We start from the raw sequence: 25933 nt of genomic DNA on the forward strand, positions 1-25933 counted from the left end.
TTAAGACACCGCCCTTTCACGGCGGTAACATGAGTTCAAATCTCGTACGGGTCATATGGAGGATTAGCTCAGCTGGGAGAGCATCTGCCTTACAAGCAGGAGGTCATAGGTTCGAGCCCTATATCCTCCATTTTTTATTTTTCATAACGCGTCTACTCGTTATGGTTATTTTTATCTAGTAAAAAAGCACATCCGTCAGGATGTGCTTTTTGCTTATAAGCCGAGTTGGCGCTTAACTTCTGCTTCCATTTCACTAGGTAGAATGACGATTTCCCGGGCACTGGCGCCGAGGAAGTCCTTGATCGAAGCGGGCAAGTCGCCGGTTAGGTCAGCTAATTGCTTGAGAGCTGGGATGCCTTTTTCCGTTACGGCTTGGCCGCTGACAGCGTGGTAGACCGTTTCCGGGAACTTGTACGGGCTGGCCGTGGACAAGACCACGGTCTTGGCGTCGTTTTCCGTAAACCGGTGGGCCGCTAAAGAAGCTACCGCCGTGTGCGGGTCGATCACATAGCCGCTTTCGTCATAGACGCGCTTGATTTCGCCTTCGATTTCTTCTGGTGTCGCGTAATCGGCCGCAAAGTCAGACAGTTTTTCCCGCAAGTCGTCAGGCAATTGGTATTCGCCTTTTTCCTTGAGCTGGTCCATCAAGCCCTTGACAAAGTCTGGGTCGCCGGAAATGTCAAAGAGGAGCCGCTCCAAGTTGCTGGAAACCAGGATGTCCATGGATGGGGAGTTGGTTACGTAGAAGTCGCGATTCTTGTCATAGTGGCCGGTCTTGAAGAAGTCGGTCAAAACGTTGTTCTTGTTTGACGCGCAGATCAGCTTGCCCACCGGCAGGCCCAGCTTTTTGGCATAGTAGCCGGCCAAAATGTCGCCGAAGTTGCCGGTTGGAACGGAGTAGTTGACTGGGTCGCCCATTGCGATGTCGCCGCGAGCGACTAATTGGCCATAGGCGTAGAAGTAGTAGACCACCTGCGGCAAGAGGCGGCCGACGTTCATGGAGTTGGCGCTGGAGAAGGTGAAATCGTGGTCGGCTAGGAGCTGGCGCATGTCTTGGTCGTTAAAAATCTGCTTGACCTTGGTCTGCGCCTGGTCGAAGTTGCCTTCAATAGCGATCGCCACAGTGTTGTCCTTGCTTTCGCTTAGCATTTGCTTGAGCTGGATTGGGGCAACGCCTTGGTAAGGGTAAAAGACGATGACACGGGTCTTGGCTAAGCCCTGGAAGCCCCGCATGGCGGCGGTGCCGGTGTCGCCGGACGTGGCCGTCAAGATGACGATTTCCCGGTCGTCTGCTTGGTTAAAGAGGGCTGTCTTCATTAGGCGCGGCAGGCACTGCAAGGCGATGTCCTTGAAGGCCAAGGTTGGCCCGTGGAAGAGCTCTAAGAAGTAGCTGCCGGCCTTGTTTGCGGTCACTGGTGCAATTTGGGCATCGTCCCATTGTTTGCCGTAGGCGCCCTTGACGATGTCAGCCAATTGCTCAGGCGTATAGTCTGGCAAAAAGCGGCCCAGGATGGTTTGAGCCAGGTCCTGGTAAGACAATGCGAGGAGCTTTTTCAACTCTTCTTGGCTAAAGGCTTCTGGGAAAACTTTTGGCACAAAAAGGCCGCCGTCTGGAGCCAGGCCCTGGATAATGGCGCTAGCGCCAGAAACTTCTAAATTTGCGGAGCGGGTACTGCGATAGATCATATTTCCTCCGAGAGATTTTTTAATCGTAAAGATCAGCTAAAATTTTTCCTATTAGCCTAATTATAACGGGGAAAGCTTAGTTATTAAAGGCAAAACATGATAAAATGATTAAAAAGTCTTCAGATAGCAAATAGTGAGGTAGAAAAAATGCAGATAAAGGTTCCAGCATCCAGCGCCAACTTGGGCCCCGGCTTTGACTCCATCGGGGTGGCCATTTCCTTATACTTGACCATTGACGTGCTTGAAGAAACGGATCATTGGGTGGTTGACCACGATTTGGGCGACTTGCCAAGAGACGAAAAGAACATGATCGTGGCGTCAGCTTTAAAGATCAAGCCTGACCTGGCGCCCCGCCACTTGCGGGTGAAGTCAGACATCCCCTTGGCCCACGGCCTGGGCTCCAGCTCTAGCGCCATCGTCTGCGGGATCGAATTGGCTGATAAGCTCGGCGGGATGCACCTGGCTCCTCATGAAAAAATTGAGCTGGCCAGTCAACTGGAAGGCCACCCTGACAACGTGGCACCGACCATCTTGGGGAGTTTGGTTGTCGGCTGCAAGGTCAATGGCCACTTTACGGCAGTGAAAGCGCCGGTGCCGCCTTTTGCCATGATTGCCTATATCCCGGCTTACAACCTCAAGACCAGCGACGCCCGGGCGGTTTTGCCAAAAGAGCTTTCCTTTAAGGATGCAGTGCAAGCCTCAGCCGTGGCCAACACGGCAGTGGCGGCTCTTTTTGCCCAGGACTATGAAAAGGCAGGCGAACTCATGGAGGCCGACCTCTTCCATGAACGCTACCGGAGCAAGCTGGTGCCGGAACTGGAAATTATTAGGAATGTTGGCCACGAGCATGGGGCAGTAGCGACCTACCTGTCAGGGGCTGGTCCAACCGTGATGAGCCTGGTTGACCCCCAGCACATCGGCGACTTCATTGATGCCGTCAGGGAAGCGGGGCTTAAAGACGAGATCCGCCGGCTGGAAGTGGCGCCGCGCGGGGCATATTGGTTATAGTTTAGAAACGGAAGCTGCGGCTTCCGTTTTTTGTTGATTTGGTAAATTTGCACAATATTTTACTCAAGTAGGTCAGGTTGCCGCCCAAATTTTACTCAACTAAATTGATTTTTGAAAAAATCTGCTCAAAAACATACTCAAGTAAACTGAATGGCGGCCCGAAACTTACTCAACTAAAAGTTGCTAAATGCTACTTGAGTAAGATTATGAGCAAGTTTTTAACTACTTGAGTAAGATTATGAGCAAGTATTTGTCTACTTGAGTAAGATCATGAGCAGGTATTTGGCTACTTGAGTAAGATTATGAGCAACTATTTGTCTACTTGAGTAAGATCATGAGCAGTTTTTTGGCTACTTGAGTAAGATAATGAGCAGGCTTTTTGCCAGTTGAGTCAAATATTGTGCTGCGACACCCTTGCTCCAAAGCAACTTATAGCTTTTTGCCAAAAAAAGCAAAAAAGTTGACAAATCCTCTTGAAATCCATTCTACTTCCTGTATAATAAATAAATGTCGGTTGACGCAAGTCAGCCGCAACCCACTTGGGTCGTTAGCTCAGCTGGCAGAGCACCGGACTCTTAATCCGGGTGTCCAGGGTTCGATCCCCTGACGACCCATCGCAAGCAATTGCGTCAAAACTTAATCTGGGTCGTTAGCTCAGCTGGCAGAGCACCGGACTCTTAATCCGGGTGTCCAGGGTTCGATCCCCTGACGACCCATCGCAAGCAATTGCGTCAAAACTTAATCTGGGTCGTTAGCTCAGCTGGCAGAGCACCGGACTCTTAATCCGGGTGTCCAGGGTTCGATCCCCTGACGACCCATATCTAACCACCAAGCGCATGCTTGGTGGTTTTCTTTTGTCCAAAAGCTTCTTGTATTCTCAATTCAAAATGCTACTATGAAAATGCTGATGTCAAAAGTTGAGATGTAAGAGAGGCAAGATTCAATCATGAATAAAGCAGATAAAAAGCAAACTCAAAGCAGCTGGCTCAAAGAACTCTGGCAAACGGCCGCCATCTTTTTAGTGATTGCCGGCCTTTACTACTTTATTTTTAGCCAGTTTTTGAGCAACGATGTCGTAAGCGGTCCCTCCATGCAGGCGACTTTTCAAAACGGCGACCGGATCGTTTCGGTTAGACACGCGGCCATCAGCCGTTTTGACGTCGTCGTTTTAAAGGCACCGGATGAGCCGGGAGCCCTCTATATTAAGCGGGTGATCGGGATGCCAGGCGACAAGATCCGCTACCAAAATGACCAGCTCTACGTTAATGGCAAAAAGGTGAGTGAGCCCTATCTTAAAGAAGGAAAAAAGCTTTACAGCCCTAACCAGCAATACACCACTGACTACGCCAATAGCCGGATCAAGGTGGATGGCCACACGATTACCGTGCCCAAGGGCAAGTACTTCGTCATGGGCGACCACCGTAATATTTCTAAAGACAGCCGCCTGATTGGCTATATTGATAAAGACGCCATTGTCGGTCTTGTAAAATTCCGCTACTGGCCAATTACGAAAATCGAATGGTTTAACTAAAAGATTCTAAGAAAACAGAAGCTGGGAACGCCTAATTTCAAGGCGTTCCTAGCTTTTTGTTTGCCCTGAAAATAAAAAAGAATAAGAAAAAGATTATTTTCTCCAATATTACAATTGTTACAAAATGGCAATTTCCTGTAATCTCTTCTTAACTGGACCGTCACTTCCTTGCTACTGTTTTGAAACTTGGGCCTGTTACTATATAAACTGTCAAATGACACAAGAAGAGCAGGAACGAATTTCTTAGACAGGGAAAACAATCGTCCTTTTAACTCGATTCTTTTTCATTAAGAGACGACAGCCTGCGACACACAAAGGAGAAATTTTTTTGAACATCAAATCTAACGTACTTAAATCAGTATTTGCTGCAGGCTTGGCTTTGACTGGCGTGGCAGCGATCAGCTTAGGCACGAACGGTCAAGCAGACGCAGCCACTGTTGGTGAAAGCGTAACGGTTGACTACAATGATGGACAATCAATTGCAATCTGGTCAAACTATCACACTGCTACAGTAACCGGCGCTGCCAAGGACGGCAGCACTTGGACTGTACTTAACACTGCTAAGGACGCATCTGGTGCCAAGTGGTACAAGATCGGCGACCGCAAGTGGATCTTGGCTAAGTACACGACTGACGCTAACGGCACTAGTGCATCAGCTTCAACTACTAGCTCATACAACAATACGAATACTAACACTAACAGCTCAGCTTACAGCTCTAACAATTCTGCTGCAAGCAAGAACTACGGCTACAGCTACAGCTACAGCAACAACACTACTAGCTCAAACTACAGCAGCAACACTAGCTCAACTGCCTCAACTGGCTACAGCTACAGTGCTTCTTCAGCAGCAACTACCAGTTCAAGCACTTCAACTAGCTCAACGACTTCCTCATCCTCATCAGAAGAAGCAGCTAAGGCTTGGATTGCCAACAAGGAAAGTGGTAGCTCATACACTGCTTCAAACGGCAACTACTACGGCAAGTACCAATTGAGCCTCAGCTACCTGAACGGCGACACCTCTGCTGCCAACCAAGAAAAGGTTGCCAACAGCTACGTTTTGAGCCGCTACGGTTCATGGACTGCCGCTAAGGCTTTCTGGCTGGCTAACGGCTGGTATTAATGGAAAAATGGTTCCGGTTTCGGGACCTTTTTTTCTACCTAAATTTGGGCAAACAAGTTATAATGTGATTGTTAAAGAAACAAGATAAAGAGGTTCGTTATGAAAAAATTAGTCAGCAGTGCCCTAGTGGCTTTCGCCTTGGCCATCCCGGCCCTGACCCAGGTCAAGCCAGTCCAAGCTGCCAGCTACCAAAAGGCTGCTTTTACCCTGCCCAAAGGTTATACCAAGGCCAATTTGAAAAAGGCCTACCTGTACACCAGCATGTCTGCCAGCCAAAAGAAGGCTTGGCTGAAAAACAAGAAGAACGCTGCTTGGTTGAAGTCTTGGAAGAAGATCAACGTCAAGGGGATGAAGGCCAATACTTTTGACCAGACCAGCAAGGCTGAAAGTGCAGCCGACAATAAGACCATCGTGAAATTGACCAATGGCCACCTGACGACCAGTCAGGCCAAGACCCTGGCCACTTATTCCCTGCGCTTGATCAACCAGGCTAGAAGCAAGATGGGACTGAAGAAGTGGAAGTACAGCAAGGGGACGCAGAAACTGGCTCTGGAAATTTCCAAAGAATACGTTGCTAACAAAAAGACGATCGCTACTGGCCACTATGTAGCTGGGATCGTCCGGGCCACCAAGAAGGTCGGGCTGAAATTGCCAGGCAATTACAACTACGTTGAAGACATGGCCGGCTTTAGAGATTCCAGTGCAATCACCATGACGGCCATGAAGAAGGACATTTACTATGGCCTCAAGACCATGATGTTTGGCTACCGCTACGCCAACCAGTCCAAGGTCAACCAGCTGAGCCAATACACGGAATGGGAACATGCCGGGGACTTGATGAACACCCAAGGCGGCCAGTACGACGGCGATTGGGACTACTACGGCTTTAATGTTTCCTACACTAATGGTACTTACTCCATGCACTACATTGGGGTGCCAAGCCACCTGAAGTGGGCTTATAGCGGCAAGTACTGGGGCAGTTTTAAGCCTTAAAGCAAAAACGCGACTCCTGAACAGGATCGCGTTTTTATTTTGTCAAAAAATTTCGTACTTTATTTTTGCCAAAAATCGACCCCACCAAAGTTAACAATCTTATTTTTGTAATCGCTTACTCTAAAAATGACAAGGAAAAACAGGTTTGCTATTAACATTGGTCTAATTTAGTTCTATAGTATTGGCCATAGGAAAAAAGCAAAAAACACAGTAAGAAAAACGAAAATTAGCGAGGCAAAAATAATGGCAGAAAAGAGCAGAATCGAAGCAGATTCAATTGGCAGTCTTGAAGTACCTACGGGCGCTTACTACGGCGTGCAGGCCGAAAGAGCAAACCGCAACTTTCACATTACCGGCTTAAAGATGAGCCCACTTTTTCTCAGCAACTTGGCATTGATTAAAAAAGCGGCTGCGAGCGTCAACGGGGAAATTGGTCTAATTTCTCAAGACCAGGAAAAGGCCATCAAGACTGCCTGCGATGAAGTGATTTCTGGCAAATTTGCAGATGATTTCATTGTGGATCCGGTCCAAGGCGGAGCCGGCACTAGCGCCAACATGAACATGAACGAAGTCATCGCCAACCGGGCTAACGAAATTCTGGGCGGAGGCCTTGGCAAGTACGACCTGGTGCACCCAAACGACCAAGTCAACATGGCTCAGTCCACTAACGACACCATTCCAACCGCTGGCAAGATGACCACGATTGTCTTGATTGAAAAGCTGACCAAGAGCTTGGAGCGCCTAGAAGCTGCCTTGGCCGAAAAAGGGGACGACTTTAAAGACGTGATCAAGATGGGCCGGACCCAGCTGCAAGACGCGGTTCCGATGACCTTGGGCGACAGCTTCAGGGGTTACGCCTCCATGGTCAAGCGCCAAATCAAGCGCCTTGAAACTGCCAAAAAGGAAATGCAAACCATCAACTTAGGCGGGACGGCCATCGGCACCGGGATCAACGCTTCCCAATACTACGAAGACCACATTGCCGGCGAGCTTAGCAAGCTTTTTGGCAGAGAACTGGTCCAAGCAGACGACCTCTTTGATGCAACAGAAAACCTGGACTCCTTCGCTGAAGTTTCCGGCGCCCTCAAGGCCTGCGCGATTTCCTTGTCAAAAATGGCTAACGACCTGCGCCTGCTGTCATCAGGTCCGCGCTGCGGCTTCAGTGAAATCAACCTGCCGGCCAAGCAGAACGGCTCATCGATCATGCCAGGCAAGATCAACCCAGTTATTCCGGAAGTGGTCAGCCAGGCGGCCTTCCTGGTTTGCGGGCACGACACGACTATTGCCATGGCGGCTGAAGCTGGGCAGCTGGAACTGAACGCTTTTGAGCCAGTGGTCTTCTACCAGCTTTTTGAATCCTTCACGGCCTTGACCGGGGCGGTGGACACCCTGGTGGACAACTGCATTACTGGCATTACGGCCAACAAGGGGCGGTGCAAGCAACTAAAGGAAAGCAGCGTCGGCATTGCGACCGTTTTATGCCCATACCTGGGCTACCAATTGTCAGCCAAGATCGCTAAAACGGCTCTGCGCGAAAAGCGGAGCGTGCGCGAGCTGGTCCTTGAGCACAAATTGATGGCGCCAGAGAAGCTGGATTTGCTTCTGGGCTAATTTTTTTAAAAAGCAAGCAAATAGATAACGAAAAAAGACTAAGATTCAAATGCGAATCTTAGTCTTTTTAGTCTATGTTGTCGATTTTTTACAAGTCTGCATCCTTGGTCAATTCGTAGATGGCTTCCGCGTAGATGGCGATGGAGTTGATCAAGTCGTCCAGCATCATGAACTCGTTAGCCGCATGCATGACCATTGGCCCGTTTTCTGGCTGAGCGCCAAAGGCGACGCCGCGCTTGAAGAGGCGGCCGTAAGTGCCCCCGCCAATCACGACTTCGTGGCCCTTGTTGCCAGTTTGCTTTTCGTAAACGGCCAGCAGGGTTTGGACCAGCTTGTCATCGCCTGGCACGTAGTGAGGCTCTTCAAAGCCGTTGTAAGTGACGTCCAAGATAGCGCCAAACTTGTCCATGACCTGCTTGATCATAGTGTCTGGGTCCGTGCCTTGTGGGTAGCGGACGTTGTTCTTCAGGGTTGCAGCACCATCATGTTCGTAGTCAAACATGGAAGGGGAGCTGGCCAGGGTGCCCATCAAGTCGTCTTGGTGGTAGATACCCAGCTTTTTGCCGTAGAAGTCTTCGTGTTCCGTTTCTGCTAAAAAGTGAATGAAGTTCTTGTCGCGGCCGGCAAAAGCGTACTGGTCTAAGAACAGAGCCAGGAAGGTTGCAGAGTTCTTGCCCACTTGCGGAGCAGAAGCGTGCGCGCCTTGGCCGATCAGGGTGATCTTGGCGGTCTCGCCGTCGATGACAAATTCCCCGCCCAGGTCGTGGTCCTTTAAAAAGGCGTCAAAGGCCAGCTTTATAGTGTCTAAGTTTGCGCCAGATACCGTAGCCCGGGTTACTTGCGGCGTTACGTTGGTGGCGATCCCGGCCTTAAAGTCGTTTAAGACGTAGTCGCCTTCAATGTCGTCCTTTTTAAAGGTGAATTCCAGGGTAAAAATCCCTTGTTCGCCGTTGATGATTGGGTACTCAGCGTCAGGTGAGAAGACGATGTCTGGAGTAGGCTCATGCTTCAAGTAGTAGTCGATCCCCACCCAGTTGGTTTCTTCGTTGGTGCCGACAACGAAGTCGATCTTCTTTTTCGGCTTAAAGCCAGCTTCTTTCAAGAGCAGCATCCCGTAGTAAGCGGCTAAGCTTGGGCCCTTGTCGTCAGCTGAGCCCCGGCCGTAGATCCGGCCTTCGTCATCGATTTCCATCTTGAATGGGTCGCGGGTCCAGCCTTCGCCAGCTGGCACCACGTCCATGTGGCCGATGATGCCCAGGCGCTGGTCGCCTTCACCATAGTTGACCCGGCCGGCGTAGTTGGCGAAGTTTTCCGTGTCGAAGCCGTCGCGCTTGGCGAATTCCAAAAACTTGGTCATGGCCTTGACTGGGCCTGGGCCAACTGGGTATTCCTCGCTGGTGTTGTTTAAGTCTTCTGAAGAATCGATGGCAATCAGTTCGGCTAAGTCCTTCAAAATCGCGTCTCTCTTGCTTTGGGCAAGTTCTTTGTAGTTAAGCTCCATCTTGTCCCCCTAATTTTTTAATAGGCTTATCCTAAAAGTTTATCAAGCTTGGGGCCTCGTGACAAATTTTTAGCTGTTTCTGGTCGACGATTCCCCCTGATGTGGGTAGCCAAGCCGATTTTGGGCTTTTAATTCCCCCAAGTATATGTAGCCAAAAATTTTTTCTAAAAAGTCCATGGCTAGCAACGTCTGAGGGAATGAAATTGTCAAAAAGTCTATGGCTAGCAACGTTTGAGGGAAAGAAGTCGTCAAAAAGTCCATGGCTAGCAACGTTTGAGGGAAAGGAACCCATGAAAAAAGCCGCCCCGAGGGGCAGCTTAACTTATTTTTTCCGCTTGTGGTACTTGGTGGCCGCGGTGTCGATGATTCTTTCGGTAAAGACGACCGGAATCGACTGGGGGTCAACCGGCAGCCCTTGGGCCAGATTCTTGCCTGGCAAGACGATGACCTTTTTAAAATACTTCTTCAAAGGCGTATCGGGGTTCATGGTCACCAGGTAGCTGTGCTTAAAGTGGGAGATGGACTTCGGCAGGGGCGAGGAGCCAAAGAGCTTGGAAATCCCGGACACGGAGTAAAAGACCGCTGTAGAATTTTCGTCGCTTAATGGAAAAAGGTGCTCGCCGGCAGCCAGGTTGTCGCCAAAGTAGGTCGACTTGCCAAGGTCTCGCAGCCCCATGCTAAGCAGGCGCGCCGGGAGCTCAGAATAGTAGATGCCAAAAATAAAGTTGGTTGAGCTGGTCATCAAGACGTGGGCCAGTTCGTCTACGTCGCCCTCATTGACGGTCCAGACTTGGTTGATGGCGTCGTGGTAGTCCACCAGGTATTCGTTGGTTGAAACCAGAGATTGCTGGCTTTCCTGCTTTTTGACATAGTTTAAGAGCTGAAACTTGAATTCCTTAAAGCCGGAGTAGCCCATCTTTTGGCAAAAGCGCTGGACGGAGGCCAAGGACGTGCCGGCTTCTTCAGCCAGGTGGTTGATGGTCAGCGAGTCGAAGTCGGTTGAATCGGCGGTGATTTTTTTCATGATCTTGCGGTCTGACTTAGATAGCTCAGAAGCTTCGACCGTAAAAAAGTTGGTGATATCCATAATAATCTCCCACTACTGATAATTACACTTAAATTTTATCACAAATAATGATAAAAAAACCACCGAACCTATAATTTTATCAATTTTCTTGGGCTAGCAAGTCGTAGTAGAGGAGCTCGCCCACGGCATTTTGCCCCTGAATGATCGCCTTGCGCTCCTTGAGGCCCTGGTAGTGGCTCAAGAAGCAGACATCGTAGTAGTGGTCGTCGACAAAAATCCGCGCAATGTCGTGCTCGGTATCGTCCAGCTCGCCAGTCTTTGAATAAGAGCAGCCTTCAGGCAGGTACTGAAGCAGCTTGTTGACGGATTCTTGGTAGTGGAGGGCTTTTTGGCAGACCTGGCCAAAAGGCGACTGGTCATCCATCAGCCGGTCAAAGAGCTGCATGGCGGTTTCAGCGGTGATGTAGTTTTCCCGGTCGGTCACTTCCATCAGGTAGCGGCCCAGGTGCAGGCCCGTAAACTCGTCTTCAAACCAGGCGGCCATCTTGGCAAAGCCGACATAGTCGATCAAAAAGTTGGTGGCGGTGTTGTCTGAGTCTGACAACATTAAATCGAGAACATCGCGCAGCTGCCAGTCCCTTTGGGCCAGGTGGCAGAGCATCCCGCCATCGACGATTTTGTCTTCTGGAATGGTAACCACTTGGCTGAGGTCCACGGGATGCGTCTGGTAGTAGCATGCCACCGCCAACTTAATCAAGCTGGCAGACTTAAATTCTTGGCTAACCAATGGGCTAGCGTAGAGGACCTTTTTCTCATCGCACACCAGCAAGGCTGTTTGGCCCGGCAGGGGCGCCAGGATTTGGTCAAATTTTTTCACGTCAAGCATCTACTTCACCCCAATCTGGTCGCCGGAAATTTCGGCATAAAGCGCTAAGTCGGGATCTTGCTCTGCCATAAAAATGGAGTCCAGGTCCGCAAAAACGGTATTCGGGTTGGCCAGGTAAAAGGCGCAGGCAGCTGACAGGGATTCGATCGATTCGATCATGCTGCCGACCATGGTCTTGACGCCGTTATTTTCCGCCAAGTCGTTGATCTTTTGCGCTTCTGCCAGCCCGCCTGTCTTCATCAGCTTGATGTTGATGTAGTCGCAGGCGTGCATTTCAATCAATTTTTGGGCATCGCGGAAGCTTTCTACGCTTTCGTCAGCCATGATCGGGTAGGGGCAATTTTTAGTCAAAAAAGCCATGGAATCAAGGTCCCAGGCGGGCACCGGCTGCTCGATAAAGTCGATCAAGAGGCCCTGCTTCTTCCAGTAAGTGGTCGCCTGCATGGTTTGCCGGGCATCCCAGGCCTGGTTCATGTCAAGGCGCAGGTGGATCATGGGGCCAACTGCGTAGGCTAGGTCCTCAATCAGCTTGATATTGCGGTCTAAGTTGTCAGCGCCCAGCTTGAGCTTTAAGGACTTAAAGCCTTGGTCGACCATCTTTTGGGCTTCGGCAATCATCTGGTCGCTAGGACCGATGCTGATGGTATAGTCGGTTTCGACAAAGCCGGAGTTGGCGCCGAGCAGCTGGGTCAAGGTCAATCCCAAACTAGCTGCCTTAGCCTGGTAGAGGGCGATTTCCACCGCGGTTTTTGCCGGGGCATTGTGGACGATGGCCCCCTTTAAGCTGGCTAAAAGCGGCCACCAGTTGGTGATGCTTTGGCCGACCACGACCGGCTTGATGGCATCGGTGATGACGGCGGCGGTGCTGGACACCGTGTCGCCGGTCACTTTTTCATTCGGGGTGCAGGTGCCGATGCCGGTCACGCCGTTAGCCAGGGTGATCTTGACCCGGACGGCATTGATCTTGTCGACCCGGTGCAGGGCCGTCACGAAGGGATGCTTCAAGGGAATCTGCTTTAAAGAAACGTCTAAGTCTTGAATGGCAAAAGGATCAGTCATTTAGTATGTCCTCCTTTTTCTTTTTTAAAAAAGCTAATTGTTATAAAACCAGTTCGTAGGCCAAGCGGCGGGGGTCATGGCTATCGCTTTTGACGGTAATCACGCCGCGCTCTTGAAAGCCCAGCTTGCCTGCCAGGTGCTGGATAACGTGGTTTTCAAAGCCGGTGTCTAAGCGAAAGGCTTTAACGCCTTGCCTTTGCCCTTCCTCCATGACCAGGGTGATTAACTGCTGGGCCAGACCCTGTCCGCGAAAAGCTTGGCTGACGGCAAAGCGGTGGAGGGCCCAGTAAGGGCCGGCGCAGTCCCAGGAAATGGTTAAGTAGTTTTCGTCAAAATCGGTGGCGGCTAGGTAGGCGGCAGGGATGCCGTCCACGGTTAAGACCCAGCCATTCTCGTTTTTGATATCTTGTTCAATATCGGCGTCAGCTGGGTAGCCATCCTGCCACTGGGTGGAGTTTTGGCTTTTTAACAGGCTCTTGGCATCGCCGATCATGACCATGATGGCGTCAAGGTCAGACAGCGCTGCTTGTCTTAATGCAATCATGTTTTGTACCTAAAAAGCTAATCGTTGATGTGGTTGCGCAGGTAAGTGTACTGCATCCCGTTTTCCAGCTTTTCAGTGTCGACGCCCACGGCTTGGGCCAAGGCATAGGCAAAGGCCCAAGAAGTAGCCGGGCCCCTGCTGGTAATCACCTTGTGGTTTTCGTCGACCACAGCCGGGGTGTCTACGTAAGTGGCGTCAGGGTTTTCACTAGCCACTTGTTCTTTGAAGTCAGGGTGAGCGGTCCACTTAGCGTTCTTGAGCAGGCCGTACTTGGACAAGGCGATCGGTGAAGCACACATCGCCGCGTTCCACTTGCCGGCTTCAGCCCGCTTTTGCATGATTTGGGCCAGCTTGTCGCTCTCTCTTAAGTGCTGGGCGTTTGGCGCGCCGCCTGGGAAGGAAACGACATCGTAGTCAAAAAGCGAATCGTCTACTGTCTTGTCGCACTTGATCAAAATGTCGTGTCCGCCCTGAATGTCGGTCTTATCTAGCCCCACCATGTCGCATTCGATGCCAAGGCGTCTAAGGACGTCCACTTGGCTCAAGCCTTCAACTTCTTCACAGCCATCTGAAAATACTACTGCAATCTTTGGCATATTTTTCTCCTTACTAGCACTTTTCATTTTTTATTAATATAATCTACTTTCTATTATACAAGACTGTTACATAAATTGCTTTGGCCAAGCTGGCCTGTAACCATTTTGAAACAGTAAGCAGAACTTTTGTCATTGAAAACAGGCAGGACTAGAATAGCTAACCTTCTTATAAAAAGTAAACTAAAATATTTAGTATTATCGAGGAGCCTAAAAAAGCTATAATAGACAAAGATTGAAATTTAGAGGAGAAGAAATTGCTGTTTATCTACCTGCTCATCATCGGCTTCTTAGCCGGCATCGTGGCCGCCATCGCCAGCATGGCGTCTTTAGTATCTTACCCGGGCCTTTTGGTCGTCTTGGACCCGGTTACGGCCAACATGACCAATACCGCTGCCTTGGTGGCAACCGGCTTCGGGACTTTAGCCTCTAGTTTGAAAGAAATGAAGGGCTACTGGCAAGAAATGGGCCGCTACGCCTTTTTCCAGTTAACCGGGGCCGTGATCGGCGGCTATCTTTTGTTAATGTTTCCGGGCAAGGTCTTTGAAAAACTTGTTCCCTTCATGGTTCTTTTTTCCGGTGCCTTGCTCTTGCTGAGCGGCCACAAGCAGGCTGAGAAAAAGCCGATGACGCCGGTTAGAAAAGTTTTGAACTACCTGGGCCTCTTTATCGCTGGCATCTACGCCGGCTATTTTGGGGCAGCCAGCGGGGTCTTGACCCTGATCTTTTTGACGGCCTTGAGCGATTCGCCTTTTGTCGTGATCAACGCCATGAAGAGCCTGATTGGCTCTTTAGCCAACTTTGTGGCCCTGATGATTTTTATCTGGCATGGCCGGATCAACTGGGGCGTCGCTTTTCCTTTGGCAATTGGCCTCTTTTTTGGTGGCTATTTTGGCCAAAAGATGATTAAATATTTAAAGCCGGCTTGGGTCAGATGGATTACGGCATTCTTTTCGGTGCTTTTGGCCATCTACCTGGGCTACAGCGCCTACAAGTAATTTTTTGACAAAAAGAAAAAATAGACAAAGACAAATTTGGGAGGACAAATGACTACAGAAGTATATCTCGTGCGCCATGGTGAAACCTTGTTCAACCGCCTAGGCAAGGTTCAGGGCTGGTGCGACACCCCCTTGACAGGCAAAGGCATCAGCGACTTAAAGAAGACGGCTGAAGCCCTGGCAGACGTGCATTTTGACAACATGTACTCCTCAGATTTGAAAAGAGCCATCGATACGGTACACTTAATAAAGGACGGCAACCGGGTTTCCCAGATCGGCAAGATCAAGAAGTTTCCGGAATTTCGCGAAGTCTTCTACGGTTCTTTTGAGGGCAGCGAAATCGACCATATCTGGAAGGCAACGTCTCGAGCAGCTGGGATCAGCGAAACTAGCGACGTGACTGAAATTATCAATACGATCGGCATCTACAAGTTCCGGGAAGTCGTGAAAAAGGCTGACCCCCGCCACCTAGCGGAAAATACGGAAGAATTGAACCTCCGCATGGCCCAGGCCATTGACCGCCTAAAAGCCGCCACCCAAAGAGAAAAGCGGGTCTTGCTGGTTTCTCACGGCGACTTTATCAAGACCCTGGGCATCAAGTACTGGGACCAAAGCGATGGGCTTCACGACATTCCCTTCCCAACCAATGGCTCGGTGACCCGGGGCGTATTAAGTGATTCCGGCAAGTTTGAAATCGTGGACTACAACTGCCCACCAGAAGAATTTGAGGCTTAAAGATGCAGTGGAATACGCACACTTTTACTTTTATCTTGCTGGTGCTGGTCGGCTTATGGGAACTAGCTAGAGGCTACAATGCCCAGACCGCCAAGCCAGACAACAAATTGACCATCCGGTCTTACTACCTGACCGGGGCCTTTATTTTAGCGATCGCGCTTTATTACGCGGTTAAGTTGTGGGGGTAAGCATGGACATTCATTCTTGGTGGGTCCCATATGCCGTCTTGCTTTTTGGCATTTGGGACCTGGTTACCGGCATCAGCCGGGCCATTAAGGCGAAAAAAGGAGAAAAGACCAAGGGCCTGAGCAGCAGCGCCTTTATCATCTTAGGCGTTTTGTTTATCATTACGGGCATCTGGTCTTTTTGGGCATAGAAAGAAAGTATTTTTAGACAATGGTGAAATTGGCACTGCTGCGGCATGGCGAAAGCCAGGCCAACGCGGCTAACGTATATACAGGCTGGAATGACGTCCCTTTGACAGACAAGGGCCGAGAACAAGCGCGGGCAGCTGGGGAAAAATTAGGCGCAATTGCGGACTTTTTCCCCAGCTTAATCCACACCTCGGTTTTGTCTAGAGCGATTGAAACGGCCAACATCGCGGCCGAAGCTGCGGGCTTTTTAGCTGTACCAATTAATAAAACCTGGCGGCTGAACGAGCGCCATTATGGAGCTTTACGGGGCCTGAACAAAGACGTTTCCCGGAAAATTTTTGGCAAAGAGCAGGTCTTAGAGTGGCGGCGCGGCTTTGACGCGGTGCCGCCGGCCCAGGGCTCGCCCACGATTGACCGCCGCTACCGCTTGGTTGATCCGCACCTGCTCCCGCGGGCCGAAAGCCTGCACCAGACCCAGCTGCGGCTTTTGCCATACTATGAAGATGAGGTGGCCAGCCGCCTGCGCCAGGGGCAAGACCAGCTGATCGTGGCCCATGGCTCCAGCCTGCGGGCACTGATTAAATACTTAGAAAAGATCAACAATGTGGAGATCTTGAAGCTGGAAGTACCTAATGCCCAGGCGATTGTGTATACTTTTGACCAAGATTTAAACATTGTGGATAAGATCATTACCGACTAAAGTCTGCTTTTAGCAGGCTTTTTATTTTTTTAATAATTTAGCCTTTTTTGCACATTGTTAAGGAATAGCTCTGATTTTATGGTAAAATTTATTTTGATATTTCATATGTTTGATTAAAATGGAGCTAGCTATGCGCAAATTATTTCTTTTAAGAGGCGCACCCGGCTCTGGTAAATCCTCTTTTATCGCCCGGCACCACTTATTGCCATACGCGATCAGCGGGGATGCGATTCGCTTGCTTTTGGCGGATCTCACGGTTTATTATGACCAAAAGAGTGATGTCTTGCATCAAGTCATTCCACGCCATGTGACGGACCAAACCAAGAAGATGAAGGACAACTTGGTTGAGCATAAGATGTCTTATGGGGAAACCGTCATTGTGGACGGCACGCACATCGTGGCCAGTGAAATCGACCACTACAAGAAGTGGTGCGAAAAGTACCATTACGAGTGCTACGTTGTGGATTTGATGCGGCACCAGTCTCTGGAGGGCTTATTAAAGAGAAACCAGATTCGGATGCAGTATGACTGGGTTAAGCCGGAAGTCATCAAGATGATGTACAATTCCTACATGGCTCACCCAGAATTGCCAGATTGGGTAAGGGGCATCCAGCCCAACCAGATGGAAGCGGCCTTGATGCAAAGGGAGAATAACCTAGATCGCTATTCTCACGTGATCGCCGTTCCCGATGACGTGAAAGAAGAAGACTTCCCTCACGTTCATATTTCTAATTTTTACTTTTCTTTCAATGACCGCTTTACGGCTAAGTACGGCACTTACCGCAATGTGGTCACGATTGCCAAGACCAAGGAAGAAGCAGTTGACGAGTTCCGCCTGCCATACTTTGCCTTTAAGTTTCACCACAAGCACTTCTTGATTTCAGCTTATCCGCTACGCAACGAGATGCTGGATCCGATCAAGAAGGTCAAGGGGACTTGGTCTTACGCGACCGGCTTGTACAACGTGGCTGACTTTGTCCAGGAATTCCCTGAAAACAAGCAGTCTCACGTCCACCAGTTCAGCTTGAGCAAGCTGGACCGGACCAGAATTTTGCATATTTGGTAAAAAAACAGCTTTTCCGTTAGGAGAAGCTGTTTTTGCTTGGCTAAATTTTTATAGGATGCACAAAAACTTACTCAAGTAAGCCAAGCGCTGCACAAAAACTTACTCAACTAGGAGGATTTTTTGAAAAAAGCTCACAAAATCATACTCAAGTAAGCCAAGCAGTTGCCCGAAATTTACTCAACTAAACGCTGAACGGGTCCAGTTGAGTAAAGTCTTGAGCATCAATTTCCATGGTTGAGTAAAGTTTTGAGCAACAATTTCTATAGATGAGTAAGTTTTTGAGCAATTTTCCGCCATGCCAGTTTGTACAGGAGGTAAAAAACAGCTTTCCCTAACGGAAAAGCTGTTTTTGCTTGGCTACATTTTTGAAAAATTAGTACTTGAAGGCCAATGCACCCATTGGGTCCCATGGCAAAAGTTGAATTGGGTTCTTCTTGCCTTCGTCGTAAGCCTTCTTAACGTCTTCTGGCAGGAAGGCCTTGTTCAAAACGGCTTGGTAGACGAATTGGTCGAACCATTCATCGCTCATGACGAAGTAGCCCTTAAAGCCTGGCTTGTCGCCCCATGAGTTTTCGATCTTCCACTTGGTTGGCTTGCCGTCAACTAAGTCAACGGCGGTGATGACCATGGCGTGGTTCATCATGCTTTCGCCAGAGTCCAGGCGTTCAGCCTTGGTCATGGAGAAGTCGAAGTCAAAGAGTTGGTCTCTTTGGTAGAGCTTGGTGTCAAGGAGCCCGGCTTGCCGGTCGCCGCCCTTAGAAACGTCTGAACCAAACCAAACTACTTCGCCTTGCTTTAACTGGTTGATGATCAAGTTCTTGAATTCGGATAGTTCCAAGTTCAAGTGGCGAACTTGCCGGCCGCCAACCACGTTGCCCAGGTATTCAACTGAGAAGACCTTGTTGTAAGGCTTGTCAGCCGTTGGCCCGTTGATGACTGAGATGTAGTTTTCCAGGTCCCAGCCAACGTACTTCTTGAAGAAGGATTGTGGAGTCAAGTCCTTGTCGATGTGGTAGTTGCCTTCGTCGTCTTTGTATTCAAAGTTGAAGGTCTTTGGTGGCAAGCCCAAGCTGGTTGCCAGCATGCGGAAGATGGCGTCAAGGAGTTCTTGCTTCTTGGCTTCAACTTCGTCTTCGCTCTTGCCGGCGTTAACCAGTTCGCGCAGTTCCAAGCCGCCCTTGCGGAGCATGGTGTTCAAGGTGTCGTCCAGGGCACGGGAGTTTTCAGAGTTGGCCGTTTCTGGGTAAACCTTCTTAGGTACGATGCCGTACTTTTCGATCAAGCCGCAAAGCATGTCCCATTGACCGCCGTCTGATTGCGGGGTGGCAAAGAGGAAGGAAACCTTGCGGTCGCCCAGTGGCTTGTCAGCTGAGCCAATCACGTTTTCAAAGAAGAAGTTGGACTTTTCAAACTTGTCCCAGAAGAAGGTGTAGCTTTGTGACAGTTCAAAGCCCTTCAGCTTGAATTCCTTTTGAATGGAGTGGCGCATGGTGTTCAAAGCACTGAACATCCAGCAGCGGCCGGATTGCTTTTGGTTGGTTACTGAGCCAGTGTCGATTTCAACTGAGAAGGTTGGGTCCAGGTCAACCTTGGTTTGGGTGCTTTGGCTGGCCTTGAAGATGCCGTTGGTTTGAGCGGCGTTAGCGGCAACTGGGTAGGCTGGGTGCTTGGCCAGGTTGTCGGTAAAGTTTTGGATAGTGTCAAAGCTGATATCTTTTGACATATGAGTCCTCCTATTTCTTTTACAATTCTAAAAATAATTGCTGATTATTTGGCTACAAGCTTTATTTTAGCCCAAGGAGTGGGCTTAGTCTATTGAATTTGCTCAAATGGCGGGAATGACCAGATTAATGTTCGGGTATTAGACAGAAAAAAGTTTAAAGTGCAAAAGAAGCCCCTGAGTCCTTGTCCTGTCTAGCTTTAACATTTTACCTTTTTGGTAAAAAAGCTGTCATGATGCACCTTCGTGGCCAGTGACTTGCCTTTTCCATTGTCAGCCCAACTAGTGTAAAATAAAAGTCTAAGAAGAAAAGGAGCAAACCAATAATGAATAGAGTAAGAGGCTTTGAAGTTGTCAAAAAGTACCAGGATCAGGGCTTGACCCTGCCTAGACGGCAGACCCTGGCCAGTGCGGGCTATGACATTGAAGCCGCAGAAAACATTACCATTCCCAGCATCTGGACTTTGAACTTTGTCAGGATTTTTCGTTTGATCAGAAACGGCCATGAGCTGATTGAAAGCGACCGCCTGGCTGCTGAAAAGGTCTTGAAGCCGATCTTGGTATCAACCGGCATCAAGGCTTACATGCCAGAAGACGAAGTCCTGATCTTGGCCAACCGGTCATCCAATACTTTTAAGCGCAACCTCTCCTTGCCAAACGGCATCGGGGTGATCGACAGCGACTATTACGACAATCCCAACAACGAGGGGGAAATTTTTGTACAAGTGCTCAACTACGGCGTCCGGCCTCTTCATATCAAGAAGGGCGAGCGGGTTGCCCAGGGAATTTTTATCAAGTACTTGAAGACTGATGACGATGAGCCGATTTCCAGCCAAAGAATGAGCGGCTTTGGCTCAACCGGTAAGAAGTAATTTTTTAAAAAAGGATAGCGACAGGAAGGTGGAGCGATGGCAAAAGTCAGAACGCGGTACAAGTGTCAGTCATGCGGCTATATTTCGGCTTCCTACCTGGGCCGGTGCCCGAATTGCGGGGCCTGGAATCAGTTTGAGAAAGAAAGCCAGGAAGTAAGACAGGCCTCAAACAAGCAAACGCCTAGCCGGATGATGGCCAGCGTAGGGACCAAAGAAGCAGTCAAGCTGTCCCAAGTTAAGGCGGAAAAAGAAGAGCGGGTCTTGACCAAGTCTTCTGAATTAAACCGGGTGCTGGGCGGCGGGATCGTGCCTGGCTCTTTGGTCTTGATCGGCGGGGACCCCGGGATCGGGAAGTCGACCTTGATGCTGCAGATCATGAGCGACTTGGCAGAAAAATACAAGGTCCTGTACGTCTCTGGGGAAGAATCGGCCAGCCAGATTAAATTGCGGGCCGACCGACTGGGCTTGGGGCAGAGTCCGATGATGCTGTATCCAGAAAGCAACATGGAGCACATCCGCGATCAGATCGACGACTTAAAGCCGGACTTTGTCGTCATCGACTCCATCCAGACCATGAATGAGCCAAGCCTCGACTCCATGGTGGGGTCGGCTTCTCAAGTCCGGGAAGTCACGGCAGAATTAATGAAGATTGCCAAGCTGGACCAGATCACAGTTTTCGTAATTGGCCACGTGACTAAGGAGGGCTCTATTGCTGGACCCAAGATCTTGGAGCACATGGTGGACACGGTCTTGTACTTTGAAGGCGATGAGCACCATGCCTACCGAATTCTCCATTCTGTTAAAAATCGTTTCGGTGCCGCTAACGAAATCGGCATGTTTGAGATGAAGAATGAGGGGTTAGCCGAAGTAACCAACCCGTCAGCGGTCTTTTTGGACGAGCGTTTGCCCAATTCCACCGGGTCAGCCGTCGTTGTTTCCTTAGAAGGAACCCGGCCGATTTTAGGGGAAATCCAGGCACTGGTCACGCCCACGGCCTTTGGCTATGCCAAAAGAACGACGTCAGGGCTCGACTACAACCGGGTGTCTCTGCTCTTGGCCGTTTTAGAAAAAAGAGGCAACCTAATGCTGCAAAACCAGGATGCCTACCTGTCGGCAACTGGCGGCATTCGCCTCAATGAGCCGGCCATCGACTTGGCCATTGCCATGGCGATTGCGTCCAGCTACTATGACAAGGAGATCCAGTCAACCGACTGCTTTGTGGGCGAAATCGGCCTGACCGGGGAAATTCGCCGGGTCAACCAGATCCAGGCGCGGGTCAGTGAAGCGGCCAAGGTCGGCTTTAAGCGGATTTTTATCCCAAAGCACAACCTAAGCTCTAGCTTAAAGAGCGAAGGGATTGAACTGGTGCCAGTGGTCAGCGTTCGCCAGGCCCTGAAGCTCTTGTTTGGCTAAACGATTAGAAAAGTAATAGAAGACTTGCATCTTTACCTGGTAAGACTACACTATGCTTGGAGCTATAAATAACTTCAAATTATTTTCTTTTTGGAAAAACGCGATATTTTGATTAGGAGAAATTATGACAATTCCAGTATTTTACTCAATCAGCGATGACTTTACCCCATACGCTGCCGTATCTTTAAGCTCTTTGGCCAAGTTTGCCGATCCTAAGAAAGACTACACGGTAACTTTTTTGCACCAAGGTCTGTCTAAGGAACATGAAGAGAGCCTGGCGAGCTATGCTAAAGACAACTTGCACGTGGAATTTTACGAAATGTCCGATGAGCTCTTGAAGCCCATCCAGGACCGAAAGGAAAACTACCTTCGCGGCGACTTCTTTACCATGTCCATTTTTTACCGGCTCTTCATTCCAAACCTCTTCCCGCAATACGACAAGGCCATTTACATTGACTCTGACACAGTTTTAAACGACGATATTGCCAAGCTCTATGAAACGGAACTGGGCGACAACTTAATTGGGGCTTGCGTGGACTCCTCGATCCAGTATGTCCCGGAAATGCTCCGCTACATTAGCGAAGTCTTGACCTTGGACCCGAAGAAATACATCAATTCCGGGATGCTGGTCATGAACGCCAAGGCCTTCCGAGATGAAAAATTCGTTGACAAGTTCTTTAGCCTTTTAGGCCGTTACCACTTTGACTGCATCGCTCCTGACCAGGACTACTTAAACGAAATCTGCTCAGGCCGGATCAAGTACGTGGATGGCCGCTGGGACGCCATGCCAAACGAAAATACCGAGCCTTTGGCCAATCCAAGCCTGATCCACTACAACCTCTTCTTCAAGCCATGGCACTTTACCGGCATCCAATATGAAGACTACTTCTGGCAGGACGCTAAAGACACGGTCTATGAAGCTGAGCTTAAGGCAGAACTGGCCAAGACGACCGATGAAGACCGAGACATCGAGCGCCACAAGCTGGACCACATGCTGGGCAAGCTTGACACGACTTTGCAGGATCCGCATAACTGGGCTAGAGTCAAGGAAAACGAAAAAGTCACTTTATAATTAATAGACATTGAAAATCGCTGAGAAAATCAGCGGTTTTTTTGTCAAAAAATATGACAAGGAGTTAAATACCAGTTACAATTGAATAAGTGAAAAAAGATAATCGATCTATAATATTTTTTCTTAGAGCAAGAGAAAAGGGAATTGGGAAAAGAAAATAATGGTGAATCAGAAATTAAGGGATGCAGTTGAAAGCTTTCAGCGCGCCTATTTACAGGATGGGGAGATTGGCGACCAGCAGGTTGTGGCTCTTTTGAACTTGTTTAAAGAAGAGCTGAATCTCGCGATGGTTTACGTCTGCGAAAACGCGGCTGAGGGCAAGCAGTTTATCTACCAATATTGCGCTAGCGGCGAAAAGCAGATTGCCATGCAGCGCGGCCTCTTGATTGACGAGGACAATGAATTTGACCTGGTTAAAAGGGCGGCTGAGCTGGCAAACCCGATCTGGCTGACGGGAGAAATGGCGACGGGCAGCTATGCCTTGAAGGCGGGCAACTTGGCCTATGCCTTTGTCAGCGTGGGTCTGCTCCAAGGGCTGGTCAGCTTTGAGGCCAAAGAGGCCGATCATGAGTGGAATTCAGCAGAAAAAGAAAGCCTAGATCTACTTGCCCGGATCCTTTGGCCCCTGATCTGCAGCGACCAGGTCAAGTCCCAAAGCCGGGTCCTGCAGGCCAAGGTTCGAGGCAATTCTTTTGCCTGGATTTACCCTAAAGTCAAGACGGTCATTTTTTCTAAAAATCTTCGCGACCGCTTTGGCTTAAGCAAGTATTACCGCTTAAAGAGCGTGGCTGATTTTTGCCAAAACTTTATTGCCTATTATGAACAAGAAAAAGTGCTTTTAGCCTACCAAGAGGTTCTGGAGAAGGGCCGGGCGACGGTGACCTGCCATGCCTTCCAAGAACCTGGCAAGGTTAACGTCAACTTTTTCGTCAACCGGCGCGGCGGTGCAGGCGAGGTTGAACAGGTCGTGGCGATTATTGAAAACGTGGCTGCGTCTAGCCAAGAGCAGCAAGAGCGCACCCAGCGCCTTGAAGCCTACCGGGAATTCCAGAACGTTTTTAGCCGGGATAACCTCTTAGAGCTGTTCGTTGATTTGGCCAAAAAGCAAGCAACGATCTTTAAGGCACCGCTTGCCTGGCAAAAAGGACTTAACCAAGAAGCTGACTTTGACCAGTTGATGCGGCTGTTTGCTATTGACCAGGTACTGCCAAGCAGCCAGCAGCAGTTTGTCAATTCGATCAATGTGAGTCACATCAAGCAGGCCTTGCGGAAAAAGCCTAATGCCTTTTTAACGGCCCATGTCAACCTCGATGGGCAAAAGCGGCTTTTAGAATTTGAAGTCGTGCAAGGACAAGCGGGCAACTACGAAGAGCCGCAAACGGCAATCATGGTGGCCAAGGACGTGACTGACAAGGTTTCAAGGTATGATTCTTTGACGGGTCTTTTAAACATGCACCACTTTTTGCTAGAAAGTGGGCAAAGCCAGGAGCTTCAAGGGCAGCTCTTGGTCATGAACGTTGACAATTTTAAGCTCTACAATATGCAGCACGGCTTAGAACAAGGGGACCGGTGTTTGGTCAAGATTGCCGATTTGCTGAAGGAGATTTACCCGAACGCAACGCTGGGCCGCTTTAGTTCCGACAACTTCTACGTCTATGATCCAGAGCCTGGTGATTGGCGCTTGAAATTGACCAAGCTACAGGAATGTTTGAAAAAAGAAGCCCTAACCGCGCAGATTCGGATTCGGGTCGGCATTTATCATTATGATGAGCCAATCAGCGTCGCTCTAGCCTGCGACCGGGCGAAAATTGCCTGTGACCGGGCTAAGGAATTCGCTGAGCAGGCTTGGTGTCTCTACACGCCTAAGATGCAAGAGCAAGAAGAGCTGAAGCAGTACTTGATCAATCACCTCGATGAGGCGATTGCCCACAAGCATCTCCAGGTATACTTCCAGCCGGTGATCCGGACCTTGACTGGGCGCCTTTGCAGCGCGGAAGCCTTGATCCGCTGGATTGACCCTGACAAGGGGATGCTGTCGCCAGCTGACTTTATCCCACTTTTTGAAGAGAAAAATCTTTCCTACAAGGTCGACCGCTACGTCATTTCAGAAGTAACCGATCTGTTAGCAAAGCGGATTGAAGCAGGACAAGCCGTTGTGCCGATTTCAATCAATTTTTCCCGGGCAGACTTCCAGATGATGAACCCGCTAGAAGAACTCAATCGGGCCATTCAGCAAAAGCACTTAAGAAGGTCCTTGGTTCACGTGGAAATCACGGAAAGTGCTTTAGCTAAGGATGTCGAAGGCTTGAAAAAGTCGATCCACGGCTTCCGCCAAGCCGGCTATGAAGTCTGGATGGATGATTTCGGCAGCGGCTATTCTTCTTTGAATTATCTGAAGAATTTTGAATTTGACGAAATCAAGCTGGACATGATCTTCATGCGGAATTTTGATGAGGCGTCAAAAATCATTTTGAAAGCCTGCGTCCGCATGGCCAAGGCCTTAGGCATCCACACCCTGGCTGAAGGGGTGGAGACCAGCGATCAGGTGGACTTTTTAAGATCGATTGGCTGCGAGCGCATCCAAGGCTTTTACTATAGCCGACCGCTGCCGGTTGCTGAATTTGGTAAGATGATTAAGGAAAAGGGCATTGATGCCGAAGAGCGTGACCAGAGCAAGTTTTACCAAAAAGTCGGCCTGGTAGACCTGGCCGGTGATCAGCCGCTGTGCCTGCTCTTTGACGATGGGCAGAATTTCCGGGTAATCTTTACCAACGAGGAATTCCAAAAGGAAGTCGCAAGGTCGCCTAAGGCCTACGAGTGGCTGCTACAAGAATCCAATAAGCCAGAATCAAACTTTGGCCAGACTTTTAGAAAGCTGGCCGAAAAGGCGCGTAGGGGTGAGCGCTCCTTAGCTGACATCCGGCAAAATGATGAGTTCTTGCGCTTAGAAGTCACCAATGTGGCTCAAAGTGAATCGGGCCAGATGCTGCAGATCAATGCCCGGAACATTACGGCACAATTTTAAGTAGAATAGGGTAAAAGGACGAGATTGCTCGTCCTTTTTCTTTTTCGCCAAAAAAATCAAAAAAGTTTTGTGGATAATTTGGACGAAAAAACGGCAAAAAGCGAACAATTTATCCACAAGCTGAAACAATTTGCCGAACTTGCAGAGAATTTAACAATCTGAAAATCGCAAATTCTTACAACGCCTCCTGGCGTTTAGGGCAAAAAACTGTTATTTCATAAGATTTGACTTATCAGTTAAAACAAGGTAAAGTATTAATTGTCTTCGAGAGAAAAGCCAAAGCGCTTACTTAAGAAAAGACAATCGAAAAAATATTTTAGAAAAGTTGTTGACAAGAAGTTGATAACTTGCTAAGATATTAAACGTTGCGTCAAGCAATGACGCGAATGTTAGTACTTT

The 25933-nt window shown here is 49.3% G+C and carries 23 protein-coding genes and 4 tRNA genes; 19 read left to right on the plus strand and 8 right to left on the minus strand.

Features of this window, described 5'->3' with window-relative positions; translation table 11 throughout:
• Positions 1 to 57 precede the first annotated feature (57 nt).
• Positions 58 to 130, plus strand: a tRNA-Val gene (locus ACI4WN_RS06475).
• Between the two features lie 83 nt (positions 131 to 213).
• Here the strand turns inward: ACI4WN_RS06475 and thrC are convergent.
• The gene (gene thrC, locus ACI4WN_RS06480; RefSeq protein ID WP_439777474.1) at positions 214 to 1686 is read right to left on the minus strand and encodes a threonine synthase; all 1473 of its coding nucleotides are present in this window, start codon (positions 1684 to 1686) and stop codon (positions 214 to 216) included.
• A 147-nt stretch (positions 1687 to 1833) separates the two neighbouring features.
• Here thrC and thrB point away from each other — a divergent pair, with 147 nt between their 5' ends.
• The 8 genes from thrB to ACI4WN_RS06520 all read left to right on the plus strand — a co-directional run bounded on the left by thrB (position 1834) and on the right by ACI4WN_RS06520 (position 7949).
• Complete coding sequence (gene thrB / locus ACI4WN_RS06485) at positions 1834 to 2694, plus strand: homoserine kinase (protein WP_439777475.1); 861 nt, start codon at positions 1834 to 1836, stop codon at positions 2692 to 2694.
• Positions 2695 to 3235: 541 nt separating this feature from the next.
• Positions 3236 to 3308: transfer RNA gene (locus ACI4WN_RS06490), tRNA-Lys, on the plus strand.
• A gap of 29 nt (positions 3309 to 3337) precedes the next feature.
• Positions 3338 to 3410, plus strand: a tRNA-Lys gene (locus tag ACI4WN_RS06495).
• Between the two features lie 29 nt (positions 3411 to 3439).
• A tRNA-Lys gene (locus tag ACI4WN_RS06500) sits at positions 3440 to 3512 on the plus strand.
• A 128-nt stretch (positions 3513 to 3640) separates the two neighbouring features.
• Positions 3641 to 4225: a signal peptidase I gene (gene lepB, locus ACI4WN_RS06505; RefSeq protein WP_439777476.1), complete on the plus strand. Its 585-nt coding sequence runs from the start codon at positions 3641 to 3643 to the stop codon at positions 4223 to 4225.
• A gap of 328 nt (positions 4226 to 4553) precedes the next feature.
• On the plus strand, positions 4554 to 5345 hold the full coding sequence (locus ACI4WN_RS06510; protein WP_439777477.1) for an aggregation promoting factor: 792 nt from the start codon (positions 4554 to 4556) through the stop codon (positions 5343 to 5345).
• 99 nt (positions 5346 to 5444) lie between these two features.
• Complete coding sequence (locus ACI4WN_RS06515) at positions 5445 to 6338, plus strand: SEC10/PgrA surface exclusion domain-containing protein (protein WP_439777478.1); 894 nt, start codon at positions 5445 to 5447, stop codon at positions 6336 to 6338.
• Positions 6339 to 6581: 243 nt separating this feature from the next.
• Complete coding sequence (locus ACI4WN_RS06520) at positions 6582 to 7949, plus strand: aspartate ammonia-lyase (RefSeq protein ID WP_439777479.1); 1368 nt, start codon at positions 6582 to 6584, stop codon at positions 7947 to 7949.
• An 88-nt stretch (positions 7950 to 8037) separates the two neighbouring features.
• Here ACI4WN_RS06520 and pepV read toward each other — a convergent pair whose 3' ends face one another.
• From pepV to ACI4WN_RS06550, 6 genes are all read right to left on the minus strand, one after another.
• Positions 8038 to 9450, minus strand: coding sequence for a dipeptidase PepV (gene pepV / locus ACI4WN_RS06525; protein WP_439777480.1), 1413 nt, complete (start codon positions 9448 to 9450; stop codon positions 8038 to 8040).
• A 322-nt stretch (positions 9451 to 9772) separates the two neighbouring features.
• Positions 9773 to 10537 carry a MurR/RpiR family transcriptional regulator gene (locus ACI4WN_RS06530; protein ID WP_009557653.1) on the minus strand — a complete coding sequence of 255 codons (765 nt, stop codon included), beginning with the start codon at positions 10535 to 10537 and terminating at the stop codon, positions 9773 to 9775.
• A 79-nt stretch (positions 10538 to 10616) separates the two neighbouring features.
• On the minus strand, positions 10617 to 11363 hold the full coding sequence (locus ACI4WN_RS06535; protein WP_439777481.1) for a serine hydrolase: 747 nt from the start codon (positions 11361 to 11363) through the stop codon (positions 10617 to 10619).
• Complete coding sequence (locus tag ACI4WN_RS06540) at positions 11364 to 12422, minus strand: dipeptide epimerase (RefSeq protein ID WP_439777482.1); 1059 nt, start codon at positions 12420 to 12422, stop codon at positions 11364 to 11366.
• A 40-nt stretch (positions 12423 to 12462) separates the two neighbouring features.
• On the minus strand, positions 12463 to 12966 hold the full coding sequence (locus ACI4WN_RS06545; RefSeq protein WP_439777483.1) for a GNAT family N-acetyltransferase: 504 nt from the start codon (positions 12964 to 12966) through the stop codon (positions 12463 to 12465).
• A gap of 17 nt (positions 12967 to 12983) precedes the next feature.
• Positions 12984 to 13562: a DJ-1 family glyoxalase III gene (locus ACI4WN_RS06550; protein ID WP_439777484.1), complete on the minus strand. Its 579-nt coding sequence runs from the start codon at positions 13560 to 13562 to the stop codon at positions 12984 to 12986.
• Positions 13563 to 13816: 254 nt separating this feature from the next.
• Between ACI4WN_RS06550 and ACI4WN_RS06555 the strand changes: the two genes are divergently transcribed.
• The 6 genes from ACI4WN_RS06555 to ACI4WN_RS06580 all read left to right on the plus strand — a co-directional run bounded on the left by ACI4WN_RS06555 (position 13817) and on the right by ACI4WN_RS06580 (position 17432).
• A complete protein-coding gene (locus ACI4WN_RS06555) occupies positions 13817 to 14557 on the plus strand; it encodes a sulfite exporter TauE/SafE family protein (RefSeq protein WP_439777485.1) in 741 nt (246 codons plus the stop codon).
• 48 nt (positions 14558 to 14605) lie between these two features.
• Positions 14606 to 15292 (plus strand): histidine phosphatase family protein, encoded by a 687-nt coding sequence (locus ACI4WN_RS06560; protein WP_439777486.1) that lies wholly within the window; start codon positions 14606 to 14608, stop codon positions 15290 to 15292.
• A gap of 2 nt (positions 15293 to 15294) precedes the next feature.
• Positions 15295 to 15480: a hypothetical protein gene (locus ACI4WN_RS06565; protein WP_008463229.1), complete on the plus strand. Its 186-nt coding sequence runs from the start codon at positions 15295 to 15297 to the stop codon at positions 15478 to 15480.
• 2 nt (positions 15481 to 15482) lie between these two features.
• Positions 15483 to 15668, plus strand: coding sequence for a hypothetical protein (locus tag ACI4WN_RS06570; protein ID WP_439777487.1), 186 nt, complete (start codon positions 15483 to 15485; stop codon positions 15666 to 15668).
• Between the two features lie 20 nt (positions 15669 to 15688).
• Entirely contained in the window at positions 15689 to 16366 is a 678-nt protein-coding gene (locus tag ACI4WN_RS06575; protein WP_279189062.1) for a 2,3-bisphosphoglycerate-dependent phosphoglycerate mutase, read from the plus strand.
• A gap of 130 nt (positions 16367 to 16496) precedes the next feature.
• The gene (locus tag ACI4WN_RS06580; protein ID WP_154486713.1) at positions 16497 to 17432 is read left to right on the plus strand and encodes an AAA family ATPase; all 936 of its coding nucleotides are present in this window, start codon (positions 16497 to 16499) and stop codon (positions 17430 to 17432) included.
• A 373-nt stretch (positions 17433 to 17805) separates the two neighbouring features.
• On the opposite strand, the gene pepC is transcribed toward ACI4WN_RS06580, so the two are convergent.
• Positions 17806 to 19155, minus strand: a complete 1350-nt coding sequence (gene pepC, locus ACI4WN_RS06585; RefSeq protein WP_439777488.1) for an aminopeptidase C — start codon at positions 19153 to 19155, stop codon at positions 17806 to 17808.
• Between the two features lie 323 nt (positions 19156 to 19478).
• Here pepC and ACI4WN_RS06590 point away from each other — a divergent pair, with 323 nt between their 5' ends.
• The 4 genes from ACI4WN_RS06590 (at position 19479) to ACI4WN_RS06605 (ending at position 25534) form a co-directional block, all read left to right on the plus strand.
• Positions 19479 to 20024, plus strand: a complete 546-nt coding sequence (locus ACI4WN_RS06590) for a dUTP diphosphatase (protein ID WP_439777489.1) — start codon at positions 19479 to 19481, stop codon at positions 20022 to 20024.
• Positions 20025 to 20060: 36 nt separating this feature from the next.
• Positions 20061 to 21437, plus strand: a complete 1377-nt coding sequence (gene radA, locus ACI4WN_RS06595; RefSeq protein ID WP_008460395.1) for a DNA repair protein RadA — start codon at positions 20061 to 20063, stop codon at positions 21435 to 21437.
• Between the two features lie 124 nt (positions 21438 to 21561).
• Positions 21562 to 22509 (plus strand): glycosyltransferase family 8 protein, encoded by a 948-nt coding sequence (locus tag ACI4WN_RS06600; protein WP_439777490.1) that lies wholly within the window; start codon positions 21562 to 21564, stop codon positions 22507 to 22509.
• A 160-nt stretch (positions 22510 to 22669) separates the two neighbouring features.
• Positions 22670 to 25534: a putative bifunctional diguanylate cyclase/phosphodiesterase gene (locus tag ACI4WN_RS06605; RefSeq protein ID WP_439777491.1), complete on the plus strand. Its 2865-nt coding sequence runs from the start codon at positions 22670 to 22672 to the stop codon at positions 25532 to 25534.
• Positions 25535 to 25933 lie beyond the last annotated feature (399 nt).

Origin of the sequence: Lactobacillus sp. (assembly GCF_051893255.1) — a bacterium.
Lineage (GTDB): Bacteria > Bacillota > Bacilli > Lactobacillales > Lactobacillaceae > Lactobacillus.